This window comes from Acinetobacter sp. TY1 (assembly GCF_048551395.1).
Lineage (GTDB): Bacteria > Pseudomonadota > Gammaproteobacteria > Pseudomonadales > Moraxellaceae > Acinetobacter.
The window spans coordinates 153,292-177,408 of record NZ_JBLYZK010000003.1 but is presented as its reverse complement, the minus strand read 5'-3'; the positions used below and the strand labels follow the sequence as shown (position 1 = coordinate 177,408).

At 38.1% G+C, this 24,117-nt stretch carries 29 protein-coding genes; 10 read left to right on the top strand and 19 right to left on the bottom strand.

The features are described 5' to 3' along the window. Positions 1–10: 10 nt before the first annotated feature. Together rpmB and ACK2M2_RS03400 are read right to left on the bottom strand one after the other, a co-directional pair. Positions 11–247 (bottom strand): 50S ribosomal protein L28, encoded by a 237-nt coding sequence (gene rpmB, locus ACK2M2_RS03405; RefSeq protein ID WP_409510239.1) that lies wholly within the window; start codon positions 245–247, stop codon positions 11–13. 164 nt (positions 248–411) lie between these two features. Further along, complete coding sequence (locus ACK2M2_RS03400) at positions 412–1,860, bottom strand: coniferyl aldehyde dehydrogenase (RefSeq protein WP_419346126.1); 1,449 nt, start codon at positions 1,858–1,860, stop codon at positions 412–414. 111 nt (positions 1,861–1,971) lie between these two features. On the opposite strand from ACK2M2_RS03400, the gene ACK2M2_RS03395 reads away from it, so the two are divergent. The 5 genes from ACK2M2_RS03395 to ACK2M2_RS03375 all read left to right on the top strand — a co-directional run bounded on the left by ACK2M2_RS03395 (position 1,972) and on the right by ACK2M2_RS03375 (position 5,728). After that, a complete protein-coding gene (locus tag ACK2M2_RS03395) occupies positions 1,972–2,664 on the top strand; it encodes a TetR/AcrR family transcriptional regulator (RefSeq protein WP_409510241.1) in 693 nt (230 codons plus the stop codon). Positions 2,665–2,749: 85 nt separating this feature from the next. Further along, positions 2,750–3,616, top strand: a complete 867-nt coding sequence (gene purU, locus ACK2M2_RS03390) for a formyltetrahydrofolate deformylase (protein ID WP_409510242.1) — start codon at positions 2,750–2,752, stop codon at positions 3,614–3,616. A 207-nt stretch (positions 3,617–3,823) separates the two neighbouring features. Continuing rightward, the gene (locus tag ACK2M2_RS03385) at positions 3,824–4,669 is read left to right on the top strand and encodes an energy transducer TonB (RefSeq protein WP_409510243.1); all 846 of its coding nucleotides are present in this window, start codon (positions 3,824–3,826) and stop codon (positions 4,667–4,669) included. 34 nt (positions 4,670–4,703) lie between these two features. After that, positions 4,704–5,327: a MotA/TolQ/ExbB proton channel family protein gene (locus ACK2M2_RS03380; protein ID WP_409510244.1), complete on the top strand. Its 624-nt coding sequence runs from the start codon at positions 4,704–4,706 to the stop codon at positions 5,325–5,327. Beyond that, positions 5,327–5,728: an ExbD/TolR family protein gene (locus ACK2M2_RS03375; RefSeq protein ID WP_409510245.1), complete on the top strand. Its 402-nt coding sequence runs from the start codon at positions 5,327–5,329 to the stop codon at positions 5,726–5,728. Before ACK2M2_RS03380 ends, ACK2M2_RS03375 begins: the two co-directional genes overlap by 1 nt. 131 nt (positions 5,729–5,859) lie before the next feature. Here ACK2M2_RS03375 and msrA read toward each other — a convergent pair whose 3' ends face one another. From msrA to thyA, 5 genes are all read right to left on the bottom strand, one after another. After that, positions 5,860–6,387: a peptide-methionine (S)-S-oxide reductase MsrA gene (gene msrA / locus ACK2M2_RS03370; RefSeq protein ID WP_419346125.1), complete on the bottom strand. Its 528-nt coding sequence runs from the start codon at positions 6,385–6,387 to the stop codon at positions 5,860–5,862. An 86-nt stretch (positions 6,388–6,473) separates the two neighbouring features. After that, positions 6,474–6,920 (bottom strand): META domain-containing protein, encoded by a 447-nt coding sequence (locus tag ACK2M2_RS03365; protein WP_419346124.1) that lies wholly within the window; start codon positions 6,918–6,920, stop codon positions 6,474–6,476. A 138-nt stretch (positions 6,921–7,058) separates the two neighbouring features. Further along, positions 7,059–8,135, bottom strand: a complete 1,077-nt coding sequence (locus ACK2M2_RS03360; protein WP_419346123.1) for a DUF4105 domain-containing protein — start codon at positions 8,133–8,135, stop codon at positions 7,059–7,061. 28 nt (positions 8,136–8,163) lie between these two features. Beyond that, the gene (locus ACK2M2_RS03355) at positions 8,164–8,676 is read right to left on the bottom strand and encodes a dihydrofolate reductase (RefSeq protein ID WP_409510249.1); all 513 of its coding nucleotides are present in this window, start codon (positions 8,674–8,676) and stop codon (positions 8,164–8,166) included. Positions 8,677–8,783: 107 nt separating this feature from the next. Beyond that, positions 8,784–9,626, bottom strand: a complete 843-nt coding sequence (thyA, locus tag ACK2M2_RS03350; RefSeq protein WP_409510250.1) for a thymidylate synthase — start codon at positions 9,624–9,626, stop codon at positions 8,784–8,786. Positions 9,627–9,757: 131 nt separating this feature from the next. Here thyA and ACK2M2_RS03345 point away from each other — a divergent pair, with 131 nt between their 5' ends. After that, positions 9,758–10,564, top strand: coding sequence for a YwqG family protein (locus tag ACK2M2_RS03345; protein ID WP_419346122.1), 807 nt, complete (start codon positions 9,758–9,760; stop codon positions 10,562–10,564). A gap of 504 nt (positions 10,565–11,068) precedes the next feature. Next, a complete protein-coding gene (locus ACK2M2_RS03340) occupies positions 11,069–11,590 on the top strand; it encodes a CHAP domain-containing protein (RefSeq protein ID WP_419346121.1) in 522 nt (173 codons plus the stop codon). A gap of 23 nt (positions 11,591–11,613) precedes the next feature. Here the strand turns inward: ACK2M2_RS03340 and ACK2M2_RS03335 are convergent, their stop codons facing one another. The 3 genes from ACK2M2_RS03335 to lgt form a co-directional block, all read right to left on the bottom strand. Then, positions 11,614–11,997 carry a hypothetical protein gene (locus ACK2M2_RS03335; RefSeq protein WP_419346120.1) on the bottom strand — a complete coding sequence of 128 codons (384 nt, stop codon included), beginning with the start codon at positions 11,995–11,997 and terminating at the stop codon, positions 11,614–11,616. Positions 11,998–12,028: 31 nt separating this feature from the next. Then, entirely contained in the window at positions 12,029–12,424 is a 396-nt protein-coding gene (locus ACK2M2_RS03330; protein ID WP_419346119.1) for a hypothetical protein, read from the bottom strand. Between the two features lie 113 nt (positions 12,425–12,537). Beyond that, positions 12,538–13,356, bottom strand: a complete 819-nt coding sequence (gene lgt / locus ACK2M2_RS03325; protein WP_409510255.1) for a prolipoprotein diacylglyceryl transferase — start codon at positions 13,354–13,356, stop codon at positions 12,538–12,540. A 94-nt stretch (positions 13,357–13,450) separates the two neighbouring features. Here lgt and ACK2M2_RS03320 point away from each other — a divergent pair, with 94 nt between their 5' ends. Next, positions 13,451–14,242, top strand: coding sequence for an NRDE family protein (locus ACK2M2_RS03320; RefSeq protein ID WP_419346118.1), 792 nt, complete (start codon positions 13,451–13,453; stop codon positions 14,240–14,242). A gap of 102 nt (positions 14,243–14,344) precedes the next feature. Here ACK2M2_RS03320 and ACK2M2_RS03315 read toward each other — a convergent pair whose 3' ends face one another. The 4 genes from ACK2M2_RS03315 to ACK2M2_RS03300 all read right to left on the bottom strand — a co-directional run bounded on the left by ACK2M2_RS03315 (position 14,345) and on the right by ACK2M2_RS03300 (position 17,958). Next, a complete protein-coding gene (locus ACK2M2_RS03315) occupies positions 14,345–16,348 on the bottom strand; it encodes a PhoX family protein (RefSeq protein ID WP_419346117.1) in 2,004 nt (667 codons plus the stop codon). Between the two features lie 108 nt (positions 16,349–16,456). Continuing rightward, positions 16,457–17,218 (bottom strand): twin-arginine translocase subunit TatC, encoded by a 762-nt coding sequence (gene tatC / locus ACK2M2_RS03310; RefSeq protein ID WP_419346116.1) that lies wholly within the window; start codon positions 17,216–17,218, stop codon positions 16,457–16,459. Then, positions 17,215–17,697 (bottom strand): Sec-independent protein translocase protein TatB, encoded by a 483-nt coding sequence (gene tatB / locus ACK2M2_RS03305; RefSeq protein ID WP_419346115.1) that lies wholly within the window; start codon positions 17,695–17,697, stop codon positions 17,215–17,217. Before tatB ends, tatC begins: the two co-directional genes overlap by 4 nt. A gap of 33 nt (positions 17,698–17,730) precedes the next feature. Beyond that, positions 17,731–17,958, bottom strand: a complete 228-nt coding sequence (locus tag ACK2M2_RS03300) for a Sec-independent protein translocase subunit TatA (RefSeq protein WP_409510260.1) — start codon at positions 17,956–17,958, stop codon at positions 17,731–17,733. 164 nt (positions 17,959–18,122) lie between these two features. Between ACK2M2_RS03300 and ACK2M2_RS03295 the strand changes: the two genes are divergently transcribed. Further along, positions 18,123–18,998 carry a permease gene (locus tag ACK2M2_RS03295; protein WP_419346114.1) on the top strand — a complete coding sequence of 292 codons (876 nt, stop codon included), beginning with the start codon at positions 18,123–18,125 and terminating at the stop codon, positions 18,996–18,998. 109 nt (positions 18,999–19,107) lie between these two features. Here ACK2M2_RS03295 and rdgB read toward each other — a convergent pair whose 3' ends face one another. Next, positions 19,108–19,731: an RdgB/HAM1 family non-canonical purine NTP pyrophosphatase gene (gene rdgB / locus ACK2M2_RS03290; protein WP_409510262.1), complete on the bottom strand. Its 624-nt coding sequence runs from the start codon at positions 19,729–19,731 to the stop codon at positions 19,108–19,110. A gap of 252 nt (positions 19,732–19,983) precedes the next feature. On the opposite strand from rdgB, the gene ACK2M2_RS03285 reads away from it, so the two are divergent. Beyond that, the gene (locus ACK2M2_RS03285) at positions 19,984–20,220 is read left to right on the top strand and encodes a hypothetical protein (RefSeq protein ID WP_409510263.1); all 237 of its coding nucleotides are present in this window, start codon (positions 19,984–19,986) and stop codon (positions 20,218–20,220) included. A 68-nt stretch (positions 20,221–20,288) separates the two neighbouring features. On the opposite strand, the gene ACK2M2_RS03280 is transcribed toward ACK2M2_RS03285, so the two are convergent. From ACK2M2_RS03280 to metX, 4 genes are all read right to left on the bottom strand, one after another. Next, entirely contained in the window at positions 20,289–21,458 is a 1,170-nt protein-coding gene (locus tag ACK2M2_RS03280) for a zinc-binding dehydrogenase (RefSeq protein ID WP_419346113.1), read from the bottom strand. A gap of 266 nt (positions 21,459–21,724) precedes the next feature. After that, positions 21,725–22,315: a tetratricopeptide repeat protein gene (locus tag ACK2M2_RS03275; protein ID WP_409510264.1), complete on the bottom strand. Its 591-nt coding sequence runs from the start codon at positions 22,313–22,315 to the stop codon at positions 21,725–21,727. Next, positions 22,312–22,905: a methionine biosynthesis protein MetW gene (metW, locus tag ACK2M2_RS03270; RefSeq protein ID WP_409510265.1), complete on the bottom strand. Its 594-nt coding sequence runs from the start codon at positions 22,903–22,905 to the stop codon at positions 22,312–22,314. The genes ACK2M2_RS03275 and metW overlap by 4 nt, the downstream gene beginning before the upstream one ends. Then, positions 22,905–24,065 (bottom strand): homoserine O-succinyltransferase MetX, encoded by a 1,161-nt coding sequence (gene metX / locus ACK2M2_RS03265; protein WP_409510266.1) that lies wholly within the window; start codon positions 24,063–24,065, stop codon positions 22,905–22,907. Before metX ends, metW begins: the two co-directional genes overlap by 1 nt. Positions 24,066–24,117 lie beyond the last annotated feature (52 nt).

The following is a 24,117-nucleotide window of genomic DNA, read 5'->3' as shown; positions in this document are numbered from 1 at the left end:
TTCAGACTCCTTAGATCTTTTGACCTTGAGCACGAAGGTCAGCAAGAACCTTTTCAATGCCCAATTTGTCGATAATACGCATACCTTTTGGAGTTAAACGAAGACGTACAAAACGTTTTTCGCTTTCTACCCAAAAACGGTGGTGGTGCAGGTTCGGCTCGAACCGGCGCTTAGTTTTGTTGTTGGCGTGTGAGACGTTGTTACCAACGACTGGACGCTTGCCGGTAACTTGGCAAACCTTAGACATGGTGTAACTCCATTGATTGAGCCAACAGCAATTCTGTGTGGCCAGTCAAAAATAAACGGATGATTTCATTCAGGGGCGTTTTATACCAAAATTCCGCTTAAAAGACAAGCGGAATCGGCTAAAAATTAGCATGACCTTATTCAATAGATCATACCTTGATCAAGTTAGCGCAGGAAGGTTTTCTCTAAAATACGATTTAGAGGTTTGTCATACGGCGGCAAAATGAACTTTAAGCTAAAAAGCTTAGGAATGGACATTACAGAACGTTCGTGCGATAAACTAAAGAAACCTTCAGGACCATGATATTTACCCATACCTGAAGCACCAACGCCACCAAATGGTAGATCGTCTTGTGCAACATGAGTGAGTACGGCATTTTGACCAAAGTGCCCCGAATGCGTGCGTTGCGATACATAATCGGCGCGCGCATTATCAAAGTCGAAGTAGTATAATGCAAGTGGACGCGGACGGCTATTAATAAAGTCAATTACATTGTCAATTTGATCATATTCCATGATTGGTAGAATTGGACCAAAAATTTCATTCTGCAAAATTTGCATATCAGGAGTCACACCTGTGAGCAACGTTGGCGCAATTTTCCGCACAGTTTCAAGATTTTCATTTTTAGGATTGATTGATGTAATTTCAGCACCTTGCGTTTGTGCATCTTCTAAATAACCTTGAATTCGCTTGTACTGTTTATCATTAATAATAGACGTATAGTCATTGTTATCACGTAGGCTTGGATACATGCTACTTGCAATATTTTTAAACTGTCGCATAAATTCGGCAGTTTTACCTTTTGGTAAGAAGATATAGTCAGGTGCAACACAAGTTTGACCTGCATTCCAAAGCTTGCCAAAAGCAATACGCTGAGCAACTTCTTTCATATCGCTTGATGGGTGCACGATAACAGGTGACTTGCCACCGAGTTCCAAAATGACAGGCACGAGGTTTTCAGCCGCCGCAGCCATGACAGTTTTACCGACATTGGTTGATCCTGTAAAAATAATTTTGTCAAAAGCCAAATGACTAAAAGCATCGGAAATTATGCCACCACCTGTCACCACAGAAACGAGTTCTTGTGGGAATGCTTCAGATAAAATATTTTCAAGCACATAACCAAAGTTCATTGATGAGCTTGAAATTTTGATCATGGCATGATTACCTGCAGCCAAGGCACAAATGAGAGGGCCTACTGAAAGTAGAAGCGGATAGTTCCAAGGTGCAATAATGCCAATAACACCCAGAGGTTGATATTGTACCCATGCTTTTGCAGGCTGATGTAAAATACCAACATGACGCTTAGATGGTTTCATCCAATCGGTTAAATGCTTGCTATAATATTTAACCTGTTCTAAACATGTTAGTAGTTCACCAATTTTGGTTTCATTGACTGAACGGTTTCCATAGTCCTTATTGATTGCATCTGCAATCTGGTCTTGATATTTTACCAAAACTTTTTTTAGTCTTGCTAAACGTTCAATACGTTCTTTGGCTGTCGGGACAGGATATCGTTGATATGCTGATTTCTGTTGAGCCAATAAATCATGCATACGCTGGATTTCTGGCGCAAAGGGAGTCATTGAGTTTGTTTTTGTTTGACTGTTCATGACAAACACCATTTACTAATAGATAATTTAATATATTTTTTAGAGTAAATACTCTAATTAGTCAAGTCACTTTAATGTTAGCAAATGCTGACGATTGAAAATGGTATCAAGATGTCAAGCTCCAAAACATTGAAAACGAAAGATCGAATTTTGCAGATTAGTCTGCAACTTTTTAATGAGCGTGGCGAGCGCTCGGTCACCACAAACCATATTGCTGCTGAGTTAGGCATTAGTCCGGGCAATCTGTATTATCACTTTCGTAATAAACAGGAAATTATTAAAGAGTTGATGTCGCAGTACCAAATGGAAACGATGGAGATGCTTTCATTGCCTGATGACCGGGCAGTCAACGCAAATGATAAGATTCGTTATTTTCAGGTATTGAGTAGTCAGTTGTGGGCATATCGTTTTTTACATCGTGATGTTTATCACCTTGTTGAAAATAACGAAGACTTTCGCAAAATTTATCCAAAATTTGCAGGTCAGGTCATGCAACAAGGGCAAAAGATTTATTTAGCTTTTGTTGAGGCGGGATTAATGCAAATGACCCATTCTGAAATTGAAGCTTTAATTATCAATATTTGGATTGTGCTGACCAATTGGACCAATTTCCTTTATATGTCTGGGCATTTAAATGATTCAAATCATTTGGATGAAAAATGGGCATGGCAAGCATTGCGTCAAATGGTTTTCCTCGAAGGCCCGTATTTACGAGGTGAAAGCCGTGCAACTTATGAAAGATTGCTCGATAGTTTTGGTACTTCTGATCTTTTTGCGAGTCTATCAACCTCGAAAGAAGACTGAAATGTATTGTAATATTGAAAGCTGGTAAAAAAGCGTTAGAATAACCGGCTGTTTTTAAATTTATATATAAGTGATATTTAACCAAATGAACATGACCACTGCCAATACTGCACGTTTACTCATTACTTGTGAAGACAAGCCGGGCATCGTACAGGCTGTATCGAGCTTTTTGTATCATCAGGGAGCAAATATTACTGCGCTTGATCAATATGCAACAGAAGCTCAGGGCGGACGTTATTTCATGCGCGTTGAGTTTGAACTTGATGGTTTACAAACTCGTAGAGAAAGTTTGACGCAAACGTTTGCTGCTAATGTAGCAGAGCGTTATGCCATGCAATGGCGTTTAGCTTTGGTCAGTGATGTGAAAAAAGTCGGCATTTTGGTGTCGAAAGTTGATCATGCTTTACTTGAGTTATTGTGGCGTCATTCTCGTGGCGGTTTACCGTGTGAAATTACCAAAGTAGTTTCGAACCATGAAGCTTTACGTGAATCTGTAGAGAACTTCGGAATTCCATTTGAAGTTGTTGCAGTGACCAAAGAAAATAAACGTGAAGCTTATGCGCAAATTGACGAATTAATGCAAGGTAATGATTTACTTGTACTTGCGCGCTATATGCAGATTCTTGATGAAGAGTTTGTACAAAAATGGGAAATGAAAGTCATCAATATTCATCATTCATTTTTACCTGCATTCGTGGGTGCTAATCCATATAAGCAAGCGTATGAAAAAGGTGTAAAGCTTATTGGTGCAACAGCGCATTATGTTACGGCTGATTTAGATCAAGGTCCAATCATTGAACAAGACGTAGAACGTGTAAACCATGATTTTACTGTTGAACAATTACGTGAATTAGGTCAAGACGTAGAGCGTAATGTGTTGGCACGCGCTGTGAAATGGCATCTTGAAGATCGTATTATTGTAGATGGTAATAAAACAGTTGTTTTTCAGTAGTTTGTAGTTTTTTGATGTGAAAAAGGGATGCATAAAGCATCTCTTTTTTTGTTTTTAATTTGGAAAAACAATACAAAGTATTGTAAAAAGTAGTTGCAAATGAAAACACTTCTCATTTATCATTAGCGTAGTTTAATTGTTCAAACCGATGATTACGATTAGCAAAAACATTTGCTGATATTCTCAGATTTAGGTATTCAGATTCATATGAGTCAATCTTCCACAGCAAATCTTCATTCCTCACAATTGTTGAAGAAAAAAGTGTTGCCTGCGCTTATTGCCGTTGTAATCGGTCATATGGGCGTATTATGGGCAGTCGGTCAGTTAAAAACAGTTGACTTAAAACCTGTGGACAAGAAACCCATTAGTGTTAAATTATTAAAAATTCAAGAAGAAGCACCGCCGCCTCCGCCCCCACCACCGCCAGTACAGCAAAAGGTGAAGCCTGAGCCGAAACCAGAGCCTATTAAGCCGCAACCTGTGATCAAGCCAAAAGTGATTGCACAAAAACCACAAGAAAAAGTGGAAAAGGCGATTCATCAGGAAGATCCTCTAAAGAAACAGCGTGAGTTAGAGAATCAGCGGTTGCGCGATCAACAGATTCAAGATAAACAATTACGTGACCAGCAAATGCGTGATCAGGCTGAACGAGATCGTTTAAAGCGTGAGCAAGACGATAAAGCTCGTCAGCAACGTGAACAAGATGAAAAAGCCCGTCAACAACGTGAACAAGATGAGAGAAATCGCCAGAGCCAAAACCAAAGCCGTTCAGTCGGAAAAGGTGATATTTCTTGGCGTTTTAAACCAAAAATTGACCCTGCGGCATTAAGTAAATACTTAGCCAAGGGGCAAGTGGTAAGCGTAGAACTACATTTCTATGCCAATGCCGATGGTTCTGTGAAGAATGTGAAAATGGTGAAAGGTTCGGGAGATGCAGGTTTAGATGCATACATTCTTGGACAAGCACGTAAAGCACAATTTTCACCGTATAAAGTTGATGGTGTAAAAGTACCGTTTGATGTCGGCCAAGACTATACGTTGAAAGGTCAGTAACAGATTAAAGATTTTTAAAAATCAGGAAATGAATATGAATTTTTCAGTTTATTGGCAACATGCGGATGCAATCAGTAAGACACTGTATTTTGTACTGTTGGCGATGTCGATTGCGACTTGGACGATCTTTGTTCTACGTCTAATGGGAACACGTCAGTTAAAACAGGTTGCTCAAACACAATTGACTCAAGCGGTCAGTAAGTTAAAAGCAAAACTTGCACCATTAAGTTTTGATCAACGTAAAGCCGTTGCAGAACAAGCTTTGTTACGTCAAATTTCGACTGAAAAAGCATCGGCTGAAAAAGGTGTTTCTGTACTAGGTACAATCGCATCACTTGCACCCTTTGTAGGACTATTTGGTACAGTTTGGGGTATTTTTCACGCCCTTGTTGCTGTCGGTAAAAGTGGTCAAGCAGGCTTAGCACAAGTGGCAACGCCTGTCGGTGAAGCTCTAATTATGACTGGTCTAGGTCTTGCAGTTGCGATTCCGGCTGTATTGGCTTATAACATTTGTATGCGCTTCAATCGTTCATTGGCGATTGAATTACAAGATCATGCACATGGCTTGCTTATTGATACTATGTTGCAACAAGATTCTTCAGCACAGAAAGCTGAAACAGTAAGTACTGAAAAAGGTTTAGTTGGGGGTCAAGTTTAATGGCTTTTCAATTGGGTGATGACAACGATGCAGGTATGAATGAGATGAACCTTATTCCCCTGATCGATATTATGCTGGTTTTGATGATTATCTTTCTGGTGACTGCAACCGTTGCTAACCCATCAATTCCATTAACTTTGCCGAAAACAACAGCAGATATTGTTGATCAGCCTCAAGAGGCGGTGACCATTAGTATTAATGCTAAAGGTGATGTGGCTTGGGGTGAAGAAATCATTACGCTTGATGAATTACAAAAGCGTTTTGATGAAGCAGGAAAACAAGCAAGTAAACCACCTATTCAATTACGTGCAGATAAAGAATCTCGTTATGATATGGTTGCACAAGTAATGTCACGTGCAAGTGAAGCTGGTTTAACGGATATTGCATTTGTAAGTGAATAATTTGTTAATGAATAATTGAGTGCCATAAACCGTAACTAAATTCATATAAATAAAAAAGCAATCCATTTGGATTGCTTTTTTATGGCTTAAATAAAGCGAATTATTCTTTGAATACTTATTAAAAAGAAAACTTATTCATCATTCTTTAATAAGTCATTAAATTTACTTCGTAACTTCATCAGTTTAGGTGGAATTGCAAAATTACAGTAACCTTGTGAAGGATTACGTGCATAAAAATTTTGATGATAATCTTCCGCAGGATAGAAGGTCGGTACAGGGCTGAGTTCGGTCACAATGTTTAAGCCATCAGCTTTGAGTGAATCAATATAATCGCTTGCTTGTTGCTGTTGTTGGGCATTTTCAAAATAAATCACAGAACGATACTGTGTTCCGACATCATTACCTTGACGGTTAAGTGTAGTTGGGTCATGGGTGGCAAAGAACACATCGAGTAGTTGTTTAAAATCAATTTGCTGATCATCAAAATTGATTTGAATGACTTCAGCATGTTCTGTATCGCCATTACAGATTTGTTCGTAGCTTGGGTTTTCGATACGACCACCAGCATAACCACTGATTACGTTCTCGACACCTTTCAGTGACAGAAAAACGGCTTCGGTACACCAAAAACATCCACCACCAAAAATTGCTTGTGCCATGCTTAAATCCTACTTTATATTTGGTTTTATCTTATAAAATACTGTGATAAAAAAACCTGAATCATCAGGTTTTTTTATCAATACGATTAGTTTGTGTTTGACTTGAATTGAAGTACAGGGTTGCCATGTCGATCAAGCAATTTTAATGTTTGACCATAGACTTGATAGCCTGCAACTTTATTTAAGGCTTCATTAAATTTGCTTGAAAGTTCTACCGTGTTTTGACACATCATTTTTGTAGATGCGAGCTGTCCTAGATTAATCTCATGTTTTTTGACGACATAGCTACCCATAATACGGTTACAACCATCTGCACCACTTAAGCGCTGTGTTGTCGCATCAAATTGTAAGCTCGGGCTGTTATGTGCTGTAGGGTCTACTTTGTATTCGGTTGCACCGATATGAGTCAGCGACCAATTTTTATTTTGCAATAATTCAAGGTTTTGTTGTTGAATGGTACTTTGTGATGTTACGCAACCTGTCATCAATAATGTCGTGGTGATTACTGTTGCAAGGGATATTTTTTTCAACATATTCATCTCGATTTAAAGTTGTATGTGTTTATATAACCATAAATATAGAACAAGTCACTTACTTTTTTATAGGCGGATATGTTGCATTTTATCTGTAACGATTAAAATGTGAGCTTGATCAATCCATTCAATGCAAATTTAATGTTCAAGCGAAATCAGGGGAAGCTGATTTACAGGTAAGCCTAAGCGTATGACTTTCGAAAAATTTTGGCTACTTGGATATTTAAAATGGCTAAATTCTTGTGTCCTAGGATTAAGATATGCGTGTTGATACCATTGTTTCATATCCCATTTTTTATCTAGCGCACCTAAGTCATACAAATAATTTGGTAAATAGCCTGAAACAAGCAAGCGATAATCACGTGGTAATTCATGTGGCTCAATGGCTTGAATCATATCAAAAACAAGCGTAGTACAATTGCTGGTAAGCGTATTATACCATTTAGGTTTTTCTCGTAATTCATCCGATTTTTTGAGATATTCTAAAAATAATTCTTTACGTTCTTTTTCTGCCATTTTGATTGGGAAAAAGTAAACTTGCTCACCGCGTACATTGGTACGTGTGTAAACAATATCTTTTTCATCTGCTGCGATGAGGCTGAGTTCAAATTGTCGAAAGAACCCGCCAATTGCAGAAAAACTTTCAGATTTCTCTTTACGAATTTCAAGTGAAAAGACCAAAGGTTTCTGATTTTTAAAGTCAAAGCTGACTAATGTATGGGCAATTTGAGGTCCCATCCAATAGGATGTCAAAATGTTAATCCCTTCAATTTCATTTAAATTGAAAGTTCGGGTATCCCATTGTTCATCAAATTCAGTTTCAGATTTCCAATTAAAATTACGAATGTTATGTAGCGTGACTACATCGCCATGTCGTTCATAATTGAGAATACGAGAGCCATCAGGACTCCAGTCTAAATTCTGATGAGCAGGAATGTTGAAATACCAAACTAAGCTAAGTGCAAAAGTGATGAGATAAATCAGAATATCTTTACGGCGACTAATAAAATGGGTGAAATAAACACCTAAAATACTCAGAGAAAAAACGATCCAAATGCCGATAAATATACGGCTCAGTAACCAACCACAGGGCTGTTGAACCCAGATGGCAAGACATAACCAAATAGAGGAAAGGACGACAAAAATACTAAAGAGAAAGTGCATGAGGCTCATGCCTAATGCACGAAGAAATATAGCTTTTCCAATGTGATTCATGTCTGTTTATTTTAATTAAAATGTGAGGCTATTTTCGGTAAGTTGCAAACTCAAAAGCAATAGCTGTTTTGTCATCAATATGCGACTCAGATGCAACTTTTTTAAATTCGGCTGGAATACTTGGATAAAAAACATCGCCATCAACATTTAAGTCTACATGGGTTAATTCTAAGCGATCGGCAAAGTGAATTGTTTGTTTAAAGATTTCACCACCACCAATAATAAAAATACTTTCAGGTTTTTCAGAGGCTAAAACATCGGGAATGGCTTGCTCTAAAGCATCTTCAATACTAGGTGCTGTTTTGACACTATCGAAAGTCCAATTTTGATCACGCGTAATGACCCAATTCACACGTTTAGGTAAGGCACGCCCCATTGACTCTAGGGTTTTGCGTCCCATAACGACAACGCCACCTTGTGTGATTTCTTTAAAGTGTTTGAGATCGGCAGAAATATGCCAAGGGAGATCATTATCTTTGCCAATACAATGTTGCTGATCCATTGCAACAACATGAACGATTTCAAAATTTTTAAAGGTCATATTTAGCTCGATTTTAATTCTAAATACCAACGGTGATCATTTGGTAGAAAGTCCCCCTTTTATAAAAGGGGGATTTAGAGGGATTATTTGATTTCGTAAATGAACAATCAAACCGCAACAGGGGCTTTAATACCTGGATGTGATTCATATCCGACAATTTCAATATCTTCAAATTTGAAATCGAAAATATCTTTAATTTCAGGATTTAGCTTTAATTGACAGAGTGACATCGGCTCACGAGTCAATTGTAATTTGGCTTGTTCAAAATGATTAACATATAAATGTGTATCGCCACCTGTCCATACAAAGTCACCAACGCCCAAGCCACATACTTGTGCAATCATGTGTGTTAAAAGGGCATAGCTTGCAATGTTGAACGGCACACCTAGAAAAACATCGGCACTACGCTGATATAGCTGGCAAGATAATTTGCCATCTTGCACGAAAAATTGGAACAAGGTGTGGCATGGTGGCAATGCAACTTGACCTGCTTCTTGTGGATTCCAACCTGACACAATTAGACGGCGTGAGTTAGGATTGGTCTTGATTTCATTGATCAGCCATTGAATTTGATCGAAACCATTGTCTTCATATAAGCCATTATCTTTCTTTTCTGCACCAAAGTTACGCCATTGGTGACCATACACAGGACCAAGTTCACCTTCAGGACGACCAAAACGTGCTGTTTGTTCTGCGGTAGACCATTCATCCCAAATACTGACTTTATTGTCTTTTAAATATTGGACATTGGTGTCGCCTTGAAGAAACCATAACAGCTCAATTACGATTGAGCGGAAATGTACTTTCTTTGTGGTCAATAACGGAAAACCTTGGCTTAAGTCAAAACGCATTTGATGACCAAATACAGAACGTGTTCCTGTGCCTGTACGGTCGCCTTTGTCGCCACCATTGTCAAGAATGTGTTGTAGAAGGTCTAAATACGCTTTCATAAATTTTCCAAATTAAAGATCACATACGACAAATTACGCCGTTTGTATACGATATTGTCATACTTCAGAATGACCTGTAAGTTTATACTAATTTGGAAAATTTTTTAAGCCACAGAACAAGAGTGACCATAATGAATATCGATTGGAATAGTACCTCTGCTCAACTACAAAGTTATAAAGATAAAATATTACAAACAGTTAAACCATCTATTGAAATGACATTAGCACCATCGCTCGATTTAACGTTATGGCAAAGTAAATTCGGTGGCTCACCTTATTTGCCAATGGGGCAAACTTATCCAAAAAGTGAAAGTGGTGATAATTTACAACTCCTAGCACAAATTAATTTCGCTGAACTACCTGAAAATACACAATATCCATCTACAGGCATACTGCAATTTTTTATTAATCCTTTTGATGATTTGTATGGTTTAGATTTTGATGATCAACAGAAGCAAGATGGTTTTCGTATTATTTTTCATGAAAAAATGACGCAAGATATCTCTCAATTGCAACAAGATTTTCCTATTTCAGAAATAGAAGACCTAGCAAGTCCAGTGGTAGGGCAATATGCGATTACGTTTACTACTTCTGAAAGTGTGATAGGAATGAATGATTTTCAATTTTCAGAAAAAATTGTCGATGTATATGAAACACTAGGTGATGATGAAGGTGAGGAGTTTGCAGAAGAATATGATGGATTTTATTCGAGTAATGGTCATCGTTTAGGGGGTTACCCATTTTTTACGCAGTCTGATCCACGTGAATATACCGATGTCATTAAACCCTATATCTTGTTGTTGCAGGTTGATACTGACGATAGCGATGGTGTTGAAATTATGTGGGGTGATTCAGGTGTCGGTAACTTTTTTATTCATCCAGATGACTTGAAAAAAGGTGATTTTTCTAAGGTGCTTTATAACTGGGATTGTTATTAAATTTTGTTGATTACTTATTGTTAGTAAAGTATTTGTTTAGCGTTTGATATAGACCTTGAGCAATACATTTGAAAATTATCATGAGCAAGCTATTTTTCATAACATAGTGAGAAGCCGATGTTTAATACATCGGCTTTTTTGTGGGAAAAATTAGGAGCATGTACAACAAAGAGTTGCAATGGATCAATAGTTGATAAAACTAAATGTGACTAAGCTGACATTCTAGTTGGCTGATTCTTTAGAGATATTAATTTAGTGGATTGGCTATATTATTTAATGGTTAATTTTTAGGCAAACAATAATAATACAGACAATAAAGAAATTAAGCGCTTTCAAACAATTAAAAGTCAATAAATGAGATTTATTCACAATTACATATTTTTTTACAAGTTAAGTCGTCACTTTTTAAGGTTCAATGATTAGTATGCTTTGCTTATTAAATGTAAAAGTGAGTTTTTAATAGTATGGAACTCATATTTTTAAGAGATATTTAGAGGTTGATGCATGATTTATGATCACAATATGGATGTTAATGAATACGTAAACCCTACATTGCAAGTTCATATTAGGTCACAAGATTCAAAAAATGGTTTTGATCCAGATGTTTTTTTAAAGGCTCAAGCATTGGAAAATTTTAAAACCCGTAATCGCGATTTTAAAGTCACATCATTGATTGATATTGATAAATTTACTCAAAAGTTAGTCAGTATGTCTCGCAGTACGACAGCACATCAATGTGCAAAATATGTCCGTATTGCTTTACAGTCCGCAGGTGCAAGCTTTAGTAGTCATCCTATTGCTGCTTCAGATTGGGGTGCAACACTTATGCAGATTGGTTATAAGCGTATTGAACCGTCATTTGATCAGCCACAAGAAGGCGATATTTATATTATCAAGAGTACCAGTCGTCATCGTTACGGACACATTGCAGGCTTTACAGGTTCGCAATGGGTGTCAGATTTTAGACAGCGTAGCCATGATGTCTATCGTGATAGTAGTGTTACGTATCAATATTATCGTTTGTAAAATAAAATATTGTGTATAGCGATTTAACCATTTGAATCATGGCGTGGACTTCGGTTTTCATAAATAGAAACAAGAAATAAACCGAGTGCGCAAAAGCCAATACATTGTAGAGCAGTATAGAGCTGATTGATTGTAGGAAGCATGAAAATCAGGATTGCAAGTATGACGAGTGGAAAGATGGATATAAGCCATTGAAGTGCTTGAGCATAATTATTATTTTGCCCAAGCTTCTGCTTATATTGATATAAAATATGTGTCGCGATACCTAAGGCAAGACTGATGATTGCAAAAACAGTCGGTAGTTTTTGAATTTCAGTACAATAAAAAATGACGGCACATGTTGCAATACATATCATCAGTTTAATTTGTCGTGTACAACGATCTGAATACCATAAATTCAATAACATAATAGAGAATTATACCTTTTCTAAGTTAAGCTTATTTTTGCTGTTTAGCGTTTGTATCTGGCGTATTTTTATGCAACAAAGACAGTGGTGAAAATAGGCAAACAGCAAGTGCCATGATACTAATACCAAGTGCACCCGGAATCAGAATTTCACCATTATTCATATTCTTAAAAATGAGTGCTAACAGTAAGGCAATCGGTAGCCAAGTCAACAAACGATAAAAAATACTGCGAAGATTATTGGCAAAAAAATGCAGTTTACAGTAGCGACAAATCAGATAAATAACGCCCGTACCTGCAAACAATAATATGTCTTGTAATGCCATAGGTTGCATAATGTAGAGTCCTACCGCTGCTGCAGCAATTAAAATGAGCAAGACTATTTTTTTGGCAACTGAGTTTTTCGGATCGAACCAGAATTCAAGCATGAGATTTATAAATCTTGATATTTAAAGCGAAGTTGGTGGAAACTGTAGCATAAAAAAAGGTGAAGCTTTACTTCACCTTGTAAATCGATTCTTAGAATACACATGAAATCGGTTTAGGTATTTTTGTGTGGACCCCAATCGAAAATCTTTTTCTGATAGGCATACCAAATCAGCCATAGACCAATCAAAATCATCGGTAACGATAACATCTGACCTTTGGTCATCCATCCTAATAGGATGTAGCCCTGATCTGCATCGGGTTCACGGAAGAATTCCATAAAGAAGCGTGCACAACCATAGCCCATTAAAAAGATTGCAGAAACCGCATAACGAGGACGAGGTTTAGCACTGTAGAACCATAAAATAATAAATAGGAGTAAACCTTCACAGAGTGCTTGATAAATCTGTGAAGGATGACGAATAAGCTGTGAAGGATCTGTTGGGAAAATCATACCCAAAGCAAAGTTCGGATCAGACACTTGGCGACCATAGAGTTCACCACCAATAAAGTTACCAATACGACCAAACATTAAACCTGTTGGGACACAAGGTGCAATAAAATCGAGGGTTTCAAACCAAGTTTTCTTATATTTGTGACACCACAAAAGCATTGCAATCATTACACCGAGGAATCCGCCGTGGAAGCTCATTCCCCCTGTCCATACTTTAAATAGCCAAATTGGGTCGGCTAAGAATTTGTGGAATTCATAAAAGAGCACATAACCAACCCGTCCACCGAGAACGACACCGAGTGCGCCATAGAAAATGAGATCTGAAACCATTTCAGCATTCCAGTTGTCACGTTGTTTGGCACGATACGTTGCTAGTCCCCATGCACATAAAAAAGCGAGTAAATACATCAGCCCATACCAATGGACTTGTAAAGGACCCAGCGATATCGCAACGGGATCAATATTTGGGTAGGTCAGCATTCCTGCTCCTCAGGATTTCTGTTTTGCACAGATTTTAGCTGAAAGTTGCTGAAAATGTTGTACATTCAATGTGTAAAGTGAATGGAATAAATTTATGTGCATTGTGGCATTTGCGTGGCAAGTTTTAGATGGTCTACCACTGTGTCTAATCTCAAATCGGGATGAGTTCTATCACCGCCCATCTTCGAAACTACATGTTTGGTCAGACAGTCCTGTGATTGCAGGGCAAGATTTACAGTCGGGTGGAACATGGATGGGCATCACCAAGCAAGGACGATGGGCGATTATTACCAATTTTCGTGATGGTGCAGACCAGCATAGCTATGTAACCTCACGCGGTGAAGTAATTCAGTCATTTTTAGAGTCCGATTTAACCCCGATTCGTTTTGCACAACAACTTGAATTGAAACAATGTGATTATGCAGGATTCAATCTATTTGTCGGTGATTTAGAACAAGCGGTGTATATGAGCAACCGTGGTGAAGCACCGCAAGTTTTAGCCAAAGGTGTTTATGTAGTGTCCAATGGTTTGATGTCTGAAGATTGGCAAAAAACGCAACATTTACGCAAACGCTTTACACAAGAGTTCTTACCAATACTACAACTCAGTGAGACATACGTTTCAGAAAAGGATATTCAAACAACTGTGTGGGATATTTTAGAAGATGAGCGTAAGGTCATTACTGAGTTATTGCCTGAAACAGGTATTAGTTCGGAAATGGAGGCTCTACTTTCATCAACCTTTATTCAAAGTCCGATTTACGGTACACGATGTTCTAATTTTGTCAGAATTGGGCATGAAAAAATTGATTGGATTGAGAAAACGCAGCAAGGTGAACATGCTGGAGAGTTAGTTTATTTTGAGCAAACATTACCTTCTCAATAAGAAGAAGTATTTGAATTATTCTTTCGAAACGTAAAAATGCCGATATGAAATCGGCATTTTTTATGAGTCTAGATCATCATTTTATTGAACATAAAGCCAGTATTACGCTTTTTTCACAACCGATGGAGTCACAGGATCAGCGGTAATATAACCAACTGAAGCTGCAAAGCCATTGTTATAGTTCTGATTAATTAACGGTGTTAGCTGATTTTTCACCACATTATGAATACTGCCCCAATCTCCCGCGTGTTGGAAGTTACTCATAATGTATGTCCAACCATTGATCGAATCGACAGCATGTAAACCTGTAGCTTCTGCACCTGCTGGAGTAGATAAAATACGGGTTAATGATTTGTCATCAACATTGTATGCCCATAAGAAGTTATTGACATGATTTCCGCTATCTTCACCAATAAACAGCGTGCGGAATGTTTCGGAGAATTTTAGATTATCAGGGCTTGCGATTTTGTCAGGATTGGCTGTATTGCCCAAAGCATCTGCAGAAATATCTTCACCCATGATCAACATGTGGCTTTGGTATGGCACCCATTCACTGTTCATCAGCGCATTGGAATGATCAACGATACTGCCTTTAAGATCATGTGCAAGGACGCCACCTGCTTTAATTGCTTTTTTAAATTTCACATTGTGCGTTGCAACCCAACTCGAAGTATTCTCAATCATTGAGTCTTGAATGTTTGCCAAAGCAGAGTAGGCAACTTTATCTTTGATATTGACGGTTGTACCTTCCATTTTGGTAAATGCCATACTACCGCCTTTGAGCGCAGCATAACGATGTGTTTCAAGGAACGCAGCAGCGAGTTCAATCTCTTCTTTAGTGAAACCGTTGTTGGCTTCTTTGAGTTTGACCCATAATTTTTTCTTGCTAAGTACAATTTGTGTATAGCCTGTTAGATCTTGCGGGGCTTCAGCCAAACTTTCCATGATGTTTTCAGCTTTAATACCACGAACATTGACTAAATTTTCAATGGTTTGACTATCGGTATGACCCAATTTAATCCATTGAATGGCAGCCGTTGATGTCTCATTCAGTTCAGATGTGTATTTCGCCACATACAGTGTGCCAGCGGAAAGGTCTTTTTCTTTATCTGCAATGAACATGAAGAAGCCACCATTGGTGTAGTCATCGCCCATAATTGCAGTACGGTTATCTGGCATGACTTGAATCAATTCATGTGAAATTCGACCTAAACAGAAATGTTTTTTTGCTGTTGCAGAGCCTTTACCGTCAAGTATGATTTCAGGTAAATGACCATAGTTATAGACATTTGCGCTGTTTTCATTGCCGTATAAATTTTGACTATAAGCTTTAAGCATGCTGAGTGAAGTGCCAATTTGGTCAAATGCATCAGGCTCGTATTCTTCACTCGACAAATGCGTATTCCATGGCGATAAACTTGCGCCACAAGTAATCCATAAGCCATGAACTTTGGACATATCTACATTGGCATATTTTTTAAGCTCAAGATGACCTGTTTTTTGATCTTGATTGAGTGTAAGCACTGCAATAGGTGAAGGCAGTTTACCGTACATGTCTCCACCAGCAAGGTCTTTAGACGTGTATTCAAATTGAACAACGTGAAAAACAGGGTTAGTTACACCTGTCACTGTAGCCCCAGCGAGGTGAATGAGTGAAGAACCATCGGGACAGTCTGAGAAAAATTGGCGTTCCTTACCAGCAACAGATTTATCAATAATTGGTTGATTATGAATATCATAATAACTACCGGCAATAATTTTACCGCCAGCTAAATGATCAACTTCAACACCAGTATTGAAAAATGCCTTATAACCTAGTGTGTATTCAGTTTTTGTATTGTCATCCCAAGTGACAGCAAGGGTAGATGCAACAGTTGTAGTTGCCATTGCTGCTGCATTACTTAAAGACGGTGCGGGCATTGCGGTAAATTTGGCTGATTTTAGTTTTGCAGCATTGATAGGCGGTGTGACAACTGCACTGTCTTTACTATCGTTACAACCTGCAAGCGTTGTTGCTGTTGCCATTGCCCCAAGTGGTAAAAAAGGAATACCTGCAAACCATTTTAAAACATCGCGTCGGCTAGGTTGGTGAGAAGTATTTGTCATGATTCATCCATTTTATGGTTTATGTACTTTTTGCGTTTTCATGATTGTATGGAGTGTAAGTGACATATTTTTTACAGTTTTACGTCAGTTTAAAGACAAAAAAACCCACTAGATTTCAGTGGGCTTTTTTTCTAGCATTTTTCCGAGGAGTAACCCGACTTCGAACAGCAACCACATCGGGATTGCGAGCATAATCATTGAAATGGCATCGGGTGGTGTTGCAAACATTGCAACAAAAAAACATCCTACAATAATGAAGCGTCTTTTTTTGACTAAGCTTTCAGTACTAACTAAACCGATTAAAATCAGCACTAAGGTAATAATTGGAATTTCAAAAGTTAGTCCAAAAACAAGAAAGAGCTTTAAACAAAAATTGAGATAACTGTTGATGTCTGTCATTGGTGCAACAGATTCAGGTGAAACACTAATAAAAAAATGCAGGATTGCTGGCAGAGTGATAAAATAGGCAAATGCGATACCCAAATAAAACAATATAATACTGCCGAATAATAATGGAACGGCTAATGTTTTCTCTTTTTCATAGAGCGCAGGTCGTATAAATGACCAAATCTGATAGATGATAAAAGGCATGGCAAGCACCAATGCAACGAACAAATTGAGCTTAAAGGGCGCCATAAATGTAGCAGTTACATCAGTTGCAATCATGGATGATGTAATAGGAAGTTGTCGGGTCAATGGTTCAGATAACCATTGGTATGTGGTATTACGAAAAGGCAATAAGCAAAAAAACAAAGCGAGTGTAATGCCGACAATTTTAAATAAATACTGACGCAATACGATTAAATGTTGCATGAATGGCATTTGATCAAGCGATTCATTTTTTAGACTTGTCGATGGGAGTTGATTCATACGGCAATCTTTAATGGAGAAATAGGGGATTGCAATGGTTCAATATTTGGAATCAATGCTGTATGTGTTGTGTGAGCGTTAGATTTAAAAGGAATATGCAGAGAATGTGCATTGACCCATCTATACGTCAATGTTGGTATTTGTTGGTCAGGTATCGTTTCTAATCGGCTTTCTGATGTACTTTCTGTTGATGGTGTGATCACTGTTGTGGAATCAGATGGCTGTTTCAAAGCATTCAATTGTTGTTCTAGACGACGCTCAAGCTCAGTAATACGATTGATTTCATTCTGCATTTCTTCACGGAATTCGGAAAGGCGTAATTCTTGATCAATTTCTGTTTGAAGATTGCCAATAAAGCGTTTGAATTTCCCATACCATTTTGCGACAAATCGTGCTGCATCAGGCAATTTTTCAGGCCCTAAAACAAGCAAGGCAATAATTGCAAATACGAGTAACTCTGAAAAACCGACATCCAGCATGGCTTCAATACTCCGTGTTGGCAGATTTTAAACTTAGTGTTTGATCTGTGTGTTGGCTTCAGGTGATGTTGTTGCTTGATGTTCAAGTGTGCGAGGTTCAGTCAGTGCAGTTGTATTCGCTTCATCTTCTTTAATCGATTTTTTAAAATCTTTTACTGCACCACCCACATCTTTGCCGAGATTTTTAAGCTTAGATGTACCAAACAATAAAATCACAACAATTGCAAAAATCACTACATGCCAAATTGAGAGTCCAGCCATTTTTCTATCTCCTATTTATTTGCTCCTATCTGAACAGTTCGATATGACATCGCTGTGACATTTATATTGCAATTTGGCGACAGTGAAATGGTTTAAATGAAAAGATCACGGTGAAATAGTCGGGGCGTGTTAGCATAAATAAGATGATATTGTGGAAGTGTAACGTGGCACTGTTATTTCCAATTTTGGCTTTTATTTGTGGTTTATTTCTTGCGTCTATCATGCAAGTCAACGAATTAAAGTCGAGCATGTCGATGCTCTTGGCTCGGTTATTTATTCCGATTGTGATTATTTACAATATGGTTTTTTATAAATCGGGAAGCATTGAGCTTATTCTTTTTTCTTTTTTATCATGCTTTATTCTGTTTTTTCTCTATCTACAATTATCCAAAGACCGCTTAGCTGCTTTGTGTTTTAGTTATACCAATATGGCGTGGCTCGGTTTTCCGATTGCAATCGCAATTTTTGGTGCAGAGCACAGTATGGTAATGATTCCACTGTATATCGGTGTGTCCATTTTTGGCAATTCATGGGCAGTAACATCTGTCAGTTCAGCAACACAATCCAAAGTATCGCTATTCAAAAAAATGTTGAGTTCGCCACCTATCATTGCATTGATTCTCGCAGGTTTTATTCGTTGTTTTGATGTGCAACAGTTTCAAAATCAAATTGTTGTTGAATGGATTTATACACTTGCTAAATGGTGTATGAGTTTTACAGGGATGTGCGTACTAGGTATGTGGTTACGTAAAACGAAAGTCTATTTAGGGGATGTACTGATCAGTGCAAAATTGGCTGTATTGAAAATGTTATGTGGTTTAGTGCTTTGTACTTTGGCATATTTTTTCTTGCCTATTTCGCATATTGAAAGCTATATCGGGGTGATGTTTTTACTATTTTGTTTACCTCCCGCTGCCAATATTGTCGCTTTGGAAACACATTATCAAGGGACAGGTATATCTGCAAAATATATTGCTTCAGGAACAATCGTGAGTTGTGTGATATGTGTGATGTATGGGGTAGTGGTACATCTATTATAAATTTTTATAGCGTTAAAAGAAAAGCCTCTTTCCCTTTGGATGGGATTGAGGGCTATATAGGACTTTATCCTGACCCTCTCCTATAAGGAGAGGGAATTTACGAATAAGTTTATTTCAAACTTGCCTTAAACAACTGCATGGCTTGACCACGATGGCTAATTTTATTTTTTTCGTCTTTACTCATCTCTGCACTTGAAATGCCCAGTTCAGGTAACCAAAAGAGTGGGTCATAACCAAAACCATTTTCACCACGAGCCTCTTCTAATACTTCACCTTGCCAAATCCCTTGGAAAATTTGAGGAAGTGGATCATCTGCATGTTGTACAAGTGCGAGGACGCAGACAAACATACCCTCAATAACGTCACCATCTTTACGTAGTGGTTTTAAGTTCTCAAGTAGTTTTATATTATTTGCTGAATCATCGCCGTGTTCACCTGCATAACGTGCAGAGTAAATACCAGGTGCTCCACCTAAAATGGGTACGCAAATACCAGAGTCATCTGCAATAGCAGGTTTACCTGAAATTCGGCTTGCATGACGCGCTTTAATAATCGCATTTTCAATAAAGCTCAAACCATCTTCAATTGCATCTTCAATATTGAGTTTTCCTTGAGGAATCACTTCAACAGGTAAATCCAACTCAGTAAACATCTTTTCAAATTCAGCAATTTTACCTTTGTTATTGCTTGCAAGTACTAATGTTCCTTGGGATAACCAGTTTTGTGCTGCCATGATCAAACTCGAATTTTTAAAAAGTACTTTATCTTAGTGCATTTGTGCTCGAAGGGTCTATGACTCAGTTTTGTTTTCTAGTTTAAGAAAATTCAAGTTATTGGAAAGTGTGGTTTTTTTCACAAATTATTTATATTTATTTAACTGGTTTTGTTAGTGCAACTTTTTTTGTTATTGATCTAAAAATAGATTACACAAGCAATTTCAGGTTGTTAAAATCAAATTTAAGCCTAAGAAATTTATGGATAAATTATGCTCAGCATGGCACAGTCTTATGTGGTAGGGATCGCAGAATGTCTGTTAATTGAACTCGCATGTGATGAATGTGCTTCGGAAGAAGAAATTTGTTTAAAAACGGGTGCAATTGTTGAAATGATTCTAAGCGATGAAGAACGTTATTGTTTGATCCAAAAGTTAGAAGAACGAAATCAGAATTATGCGGATAATCAAAATTTTCAGATTATTATCGAAAATATAACTAAGAGTTAAATAACTACATTATCCTTATCAATTAAATAAAGCACCTGAAGGTGCTTTATTTTTTTAAGCTCTATGATCTAAACGACAGAGATTTCATATCCAGTTTTTTTGGGATCAACTAAAATTTTGGCATGTAGCTCGGGATCACGAAGTGCAGAAAATGCATGTGTAACGCCCTCTAAGCCAACAATGCCTGTAATAAGTGGCGAACAATCAATTTTACCTTCTGCAATCATATGTAATGAATCTCGGAATTCTAATGGGGTATAACCCAAGACAAACTGCATTTCGATTTCTTTATTGATTGCAAGAGCAGGCTCAATACGATCGCTTTGCATGCAGACGCCAACGACAACAATTTTTGAAAATAATGGTGCACCATCAATAATATGTTGCAAGATACCTGGAACACCGACACATTCAAAAATAACAGGTCGTTTCGGTAAAGCGCCGAGTTTATCCGCGACACGCCATGCATGCCACCAAGGTACACCTGTCGCTTGAATTTTATTAAAAATACCTAAACCATAATTGAGTGCTTCAGCTGCATTTCCCAATAATCCAAGTTCTTTCCAATTTTCAAATGGTGAATTATTTGCAGGATTAATCAGAATATCTGCACCACATTGTTGAGCTAATCTTCTTCGATTTTCAGAGAAATCACTCGCAATAATTTTTTTTACCCCCGCAGCTTTGAGCATGAGGATAATACCTAAGCCAACAGGACCGCAGCCAATCACAATGGCAGGTTCATTGGTTTTTATACGACTGCGTCGAACAGCATGTAGTGCGACAGCCATAGGTTCAGTCATAGTGGCGTTGTCAGCATCTAAGCCATTGGGGACTTCAAACATTAGGCTAGATTGAACTAAAACTTGTTCTGCATACCCCCCTGATGCATTGGGTGAAAGCCCTGTAGACTGATACCCTAAATGATCAATATGTAAAAGTGGCATGGCGCAGACGAGCGAATCAATTTTAAATTTTCGGCGAGTTTTTGGACCATAATCAACAATTTTTCCGCAGAACTCATGACCCATAACAAATTTATCAGTATTTTTAGCGATGCCTTGGAATCCCACTTGAGTCGCTAAATTATGCATATGGTCGCAGTTGTGTTGCATATGTAAATCACTACCACAAACTCCACAGCGAATTACATCCAGTAAAACTTGCCCTTTTAAGGGAACAAGCTCTGTGATGTTTTCAATGCTCAATTCCGCGTTATGACATACAACAGCTTTCATATCCTTATCCTTTATTTTTATGTCAGTATTTTTAGAATGGCAGTTATTTTTAAATAAAAATATGACCCAAGTAGAGTAAATAGTCTTTTAAAAGATAAAAGTGTTGTTGTGTTCAATGTAGAAAAATAATTTTAATGGCATGACTTAAAATCCGTCTCGAATGATGATTTTAATCAAAAGTTTATTTTAATAAGGCAATAAAAAAAGCACCTTTCGGTGCTTTTTTAGGACTGGATAGAAGTGTGAATGCCCTGTAAAGGTTCAGCTTATTGTGCCTGAATCCATTTATCTGCACGATCACGTGCAGTACGCATTTGTTCAGGTGTCAAGTTTGCTGCCAAAGCAGTTTTCTTGGTTTCAGACATGTTAATGACTTTATTATCAAGCATGCCATCACGTGTTGAAAGCTCATACCATTGGTATGCACCCATGTAATTTTTCTTTTGCTCTTCCATCATCGCAAGGTTGAAGCTTGCACGGTTATCACCATGACTTGCTGCTTTTTCAAGATATTGACGACCTTGCGCTTCATTTTTAGAAACACCATCACCATCAATATACATACGACCCACATTTAGCTGTGCTGCCGTAATACCTTGATCAGCGGCAGACTTAAACAAGCTAAAAGCTTGCTTACTGTCTTTGGCAACGCCATTGCCTGTTTGATGACGAACAGCTAAAAAAAACTGCGCAGCAGGTTGCCCAGCTTTTGCGGCTTTTTGTAGGTCAACCACATTCATATGAGAATATTGTGCTGCCATTGCTGATGTTGATTTTTGTGGCGGAATATAGTCCGCATGGGCTTGAAAACTAAGCAGCCCAAAAAATAATGTACTGCCTACTAAAAGCTTCTTCATAGAGCGCTCACTCGATAGATTGCGACTTCGCCAAACAAATTCGGGAGATGTTTACTGAGTAAACTCCCTTGTTGGTTCCCATTTACAGCGAGTCGGTTAATAATATTTATATGATTTTCTGCACAGAGTGCTTCAAAGTCACGGAAGGTGCATAAGTGGATATTTGGTGTATTGTACCACATATACGGTAATGCTTCGGAAACAGGCATTTTCCCTTTCAAGGCAAGGAAAGAACGAGTCTTCCAATACGCAAAGTTCGGAAAGGTAATAATGGCTTGTTTCCCCACTCGCACCATGTCACGCAAAAGCACATCAGGTGCATCTACAGCTTGCAAAGCCTGTGCCATAACCACGTAATCAAACGATTGGTCAGCAAAACGACCTAAACCTAAATTTAGATCTTGTTGGATAATATTTAACCCTCGACTGACCGCAATTGCAATCTTTTCCTGATCAATTTCGAGTCCGTATGCCTGAATTTGATGTTTTTTGCTCATTTGTGACAGTAATTCGCCATCACCACAACCTAAATCGAGCACACTTGAGCCGGGTTTAATCCATTTTTCGGAGAGTTGTTGATCAATACGCATTACACTGTCTCCTGAGGTGTTGCTTCTAAGTGTTTCTGTCCACCCAAGAAGGCACGAAGTGTTTTGACATAGAGTGGGATGGGGAATAAGAAGGAATCATGTCCTTGTTCTGCATCTACATCTAAATAACTCACAGGTTTATGACTAGTAATCAGTGCATCAACAATTTCTTGTGAACGTTGTGGAGTAAAGCGCCAATCGGTTGTGAATGACACCACCAAAAAACGACATTTTGTATTCGACATCGCTTTGGTTAATGACAGTTCATATTCACGGGCTGGATCGAAATAATCCAAGGCTTTGGTCATAATTAAATAAGTATTGGCATCAAAGTTACGGCTGAACTGCTCACCTTGATAACGCAAATAGCTTTCGACTTGGAATTCCACATCAAAACCATACATAAATTTGCCTGATTTTAAATCACGACCAAATTTTTGTTTCATAGCTTCTTCAGATAAGTAGGTAATGTGACCAACCATACGTGCCAAAATTAATCCACGTTTCGGGTAACTATCTTGTTCTAAATAACGTCCATTGTGAAAATCAGGATCAGACAAAATTGACTGACGAGCGACCTCGTTAAAGGCAATATTTTGTGCAGAAAGTTTTGGTGCAGAAGCAATAATCACACAGTTTTTTAAGCGGTCAGGATAGTCCACAGACCATTGTAATGCTTGCATGCCCCCCAATGAACCGCCAATCACTGAATACCAAACATCAATACCTAAACGGTCTGATAGCATGGCTTGAGTTTTGACCCAATCACGCACGGTGACGAGTGGAAAATCGGGACCATAAGGTCGATTGTCATTTTCAGGATTTGGAGAAGTTGGCCCTGTAGAGCCGCTACATCCACCAATATTATTTAGTGCTACGACAAAAAACTCAGATGTATCAATGGCTTTTCCTGGTCCAATACAAGCATCCCACCAACCTGGTTTTTTATCATCTTCATGATGATAACCTGCGGCATGGTGATGCCCTGAAAGTGCATGACAGATCAAAATTGCATTGGATTTATCCGCATTGAGCTCGCCATAGGTTTCTACCATAATTTCAAAACGTGGCAGAACTCTGCCACATTCGAGTGCCAACGGCGCTTCAAATTGGAATTTTTGCGGGGTAACAATACCCACAGAATCTGCTGGAAAAGACACGGAGATAATTCGCCTTAAATGTATTGGAGGTCATGGACTTATTTGCCCTAAA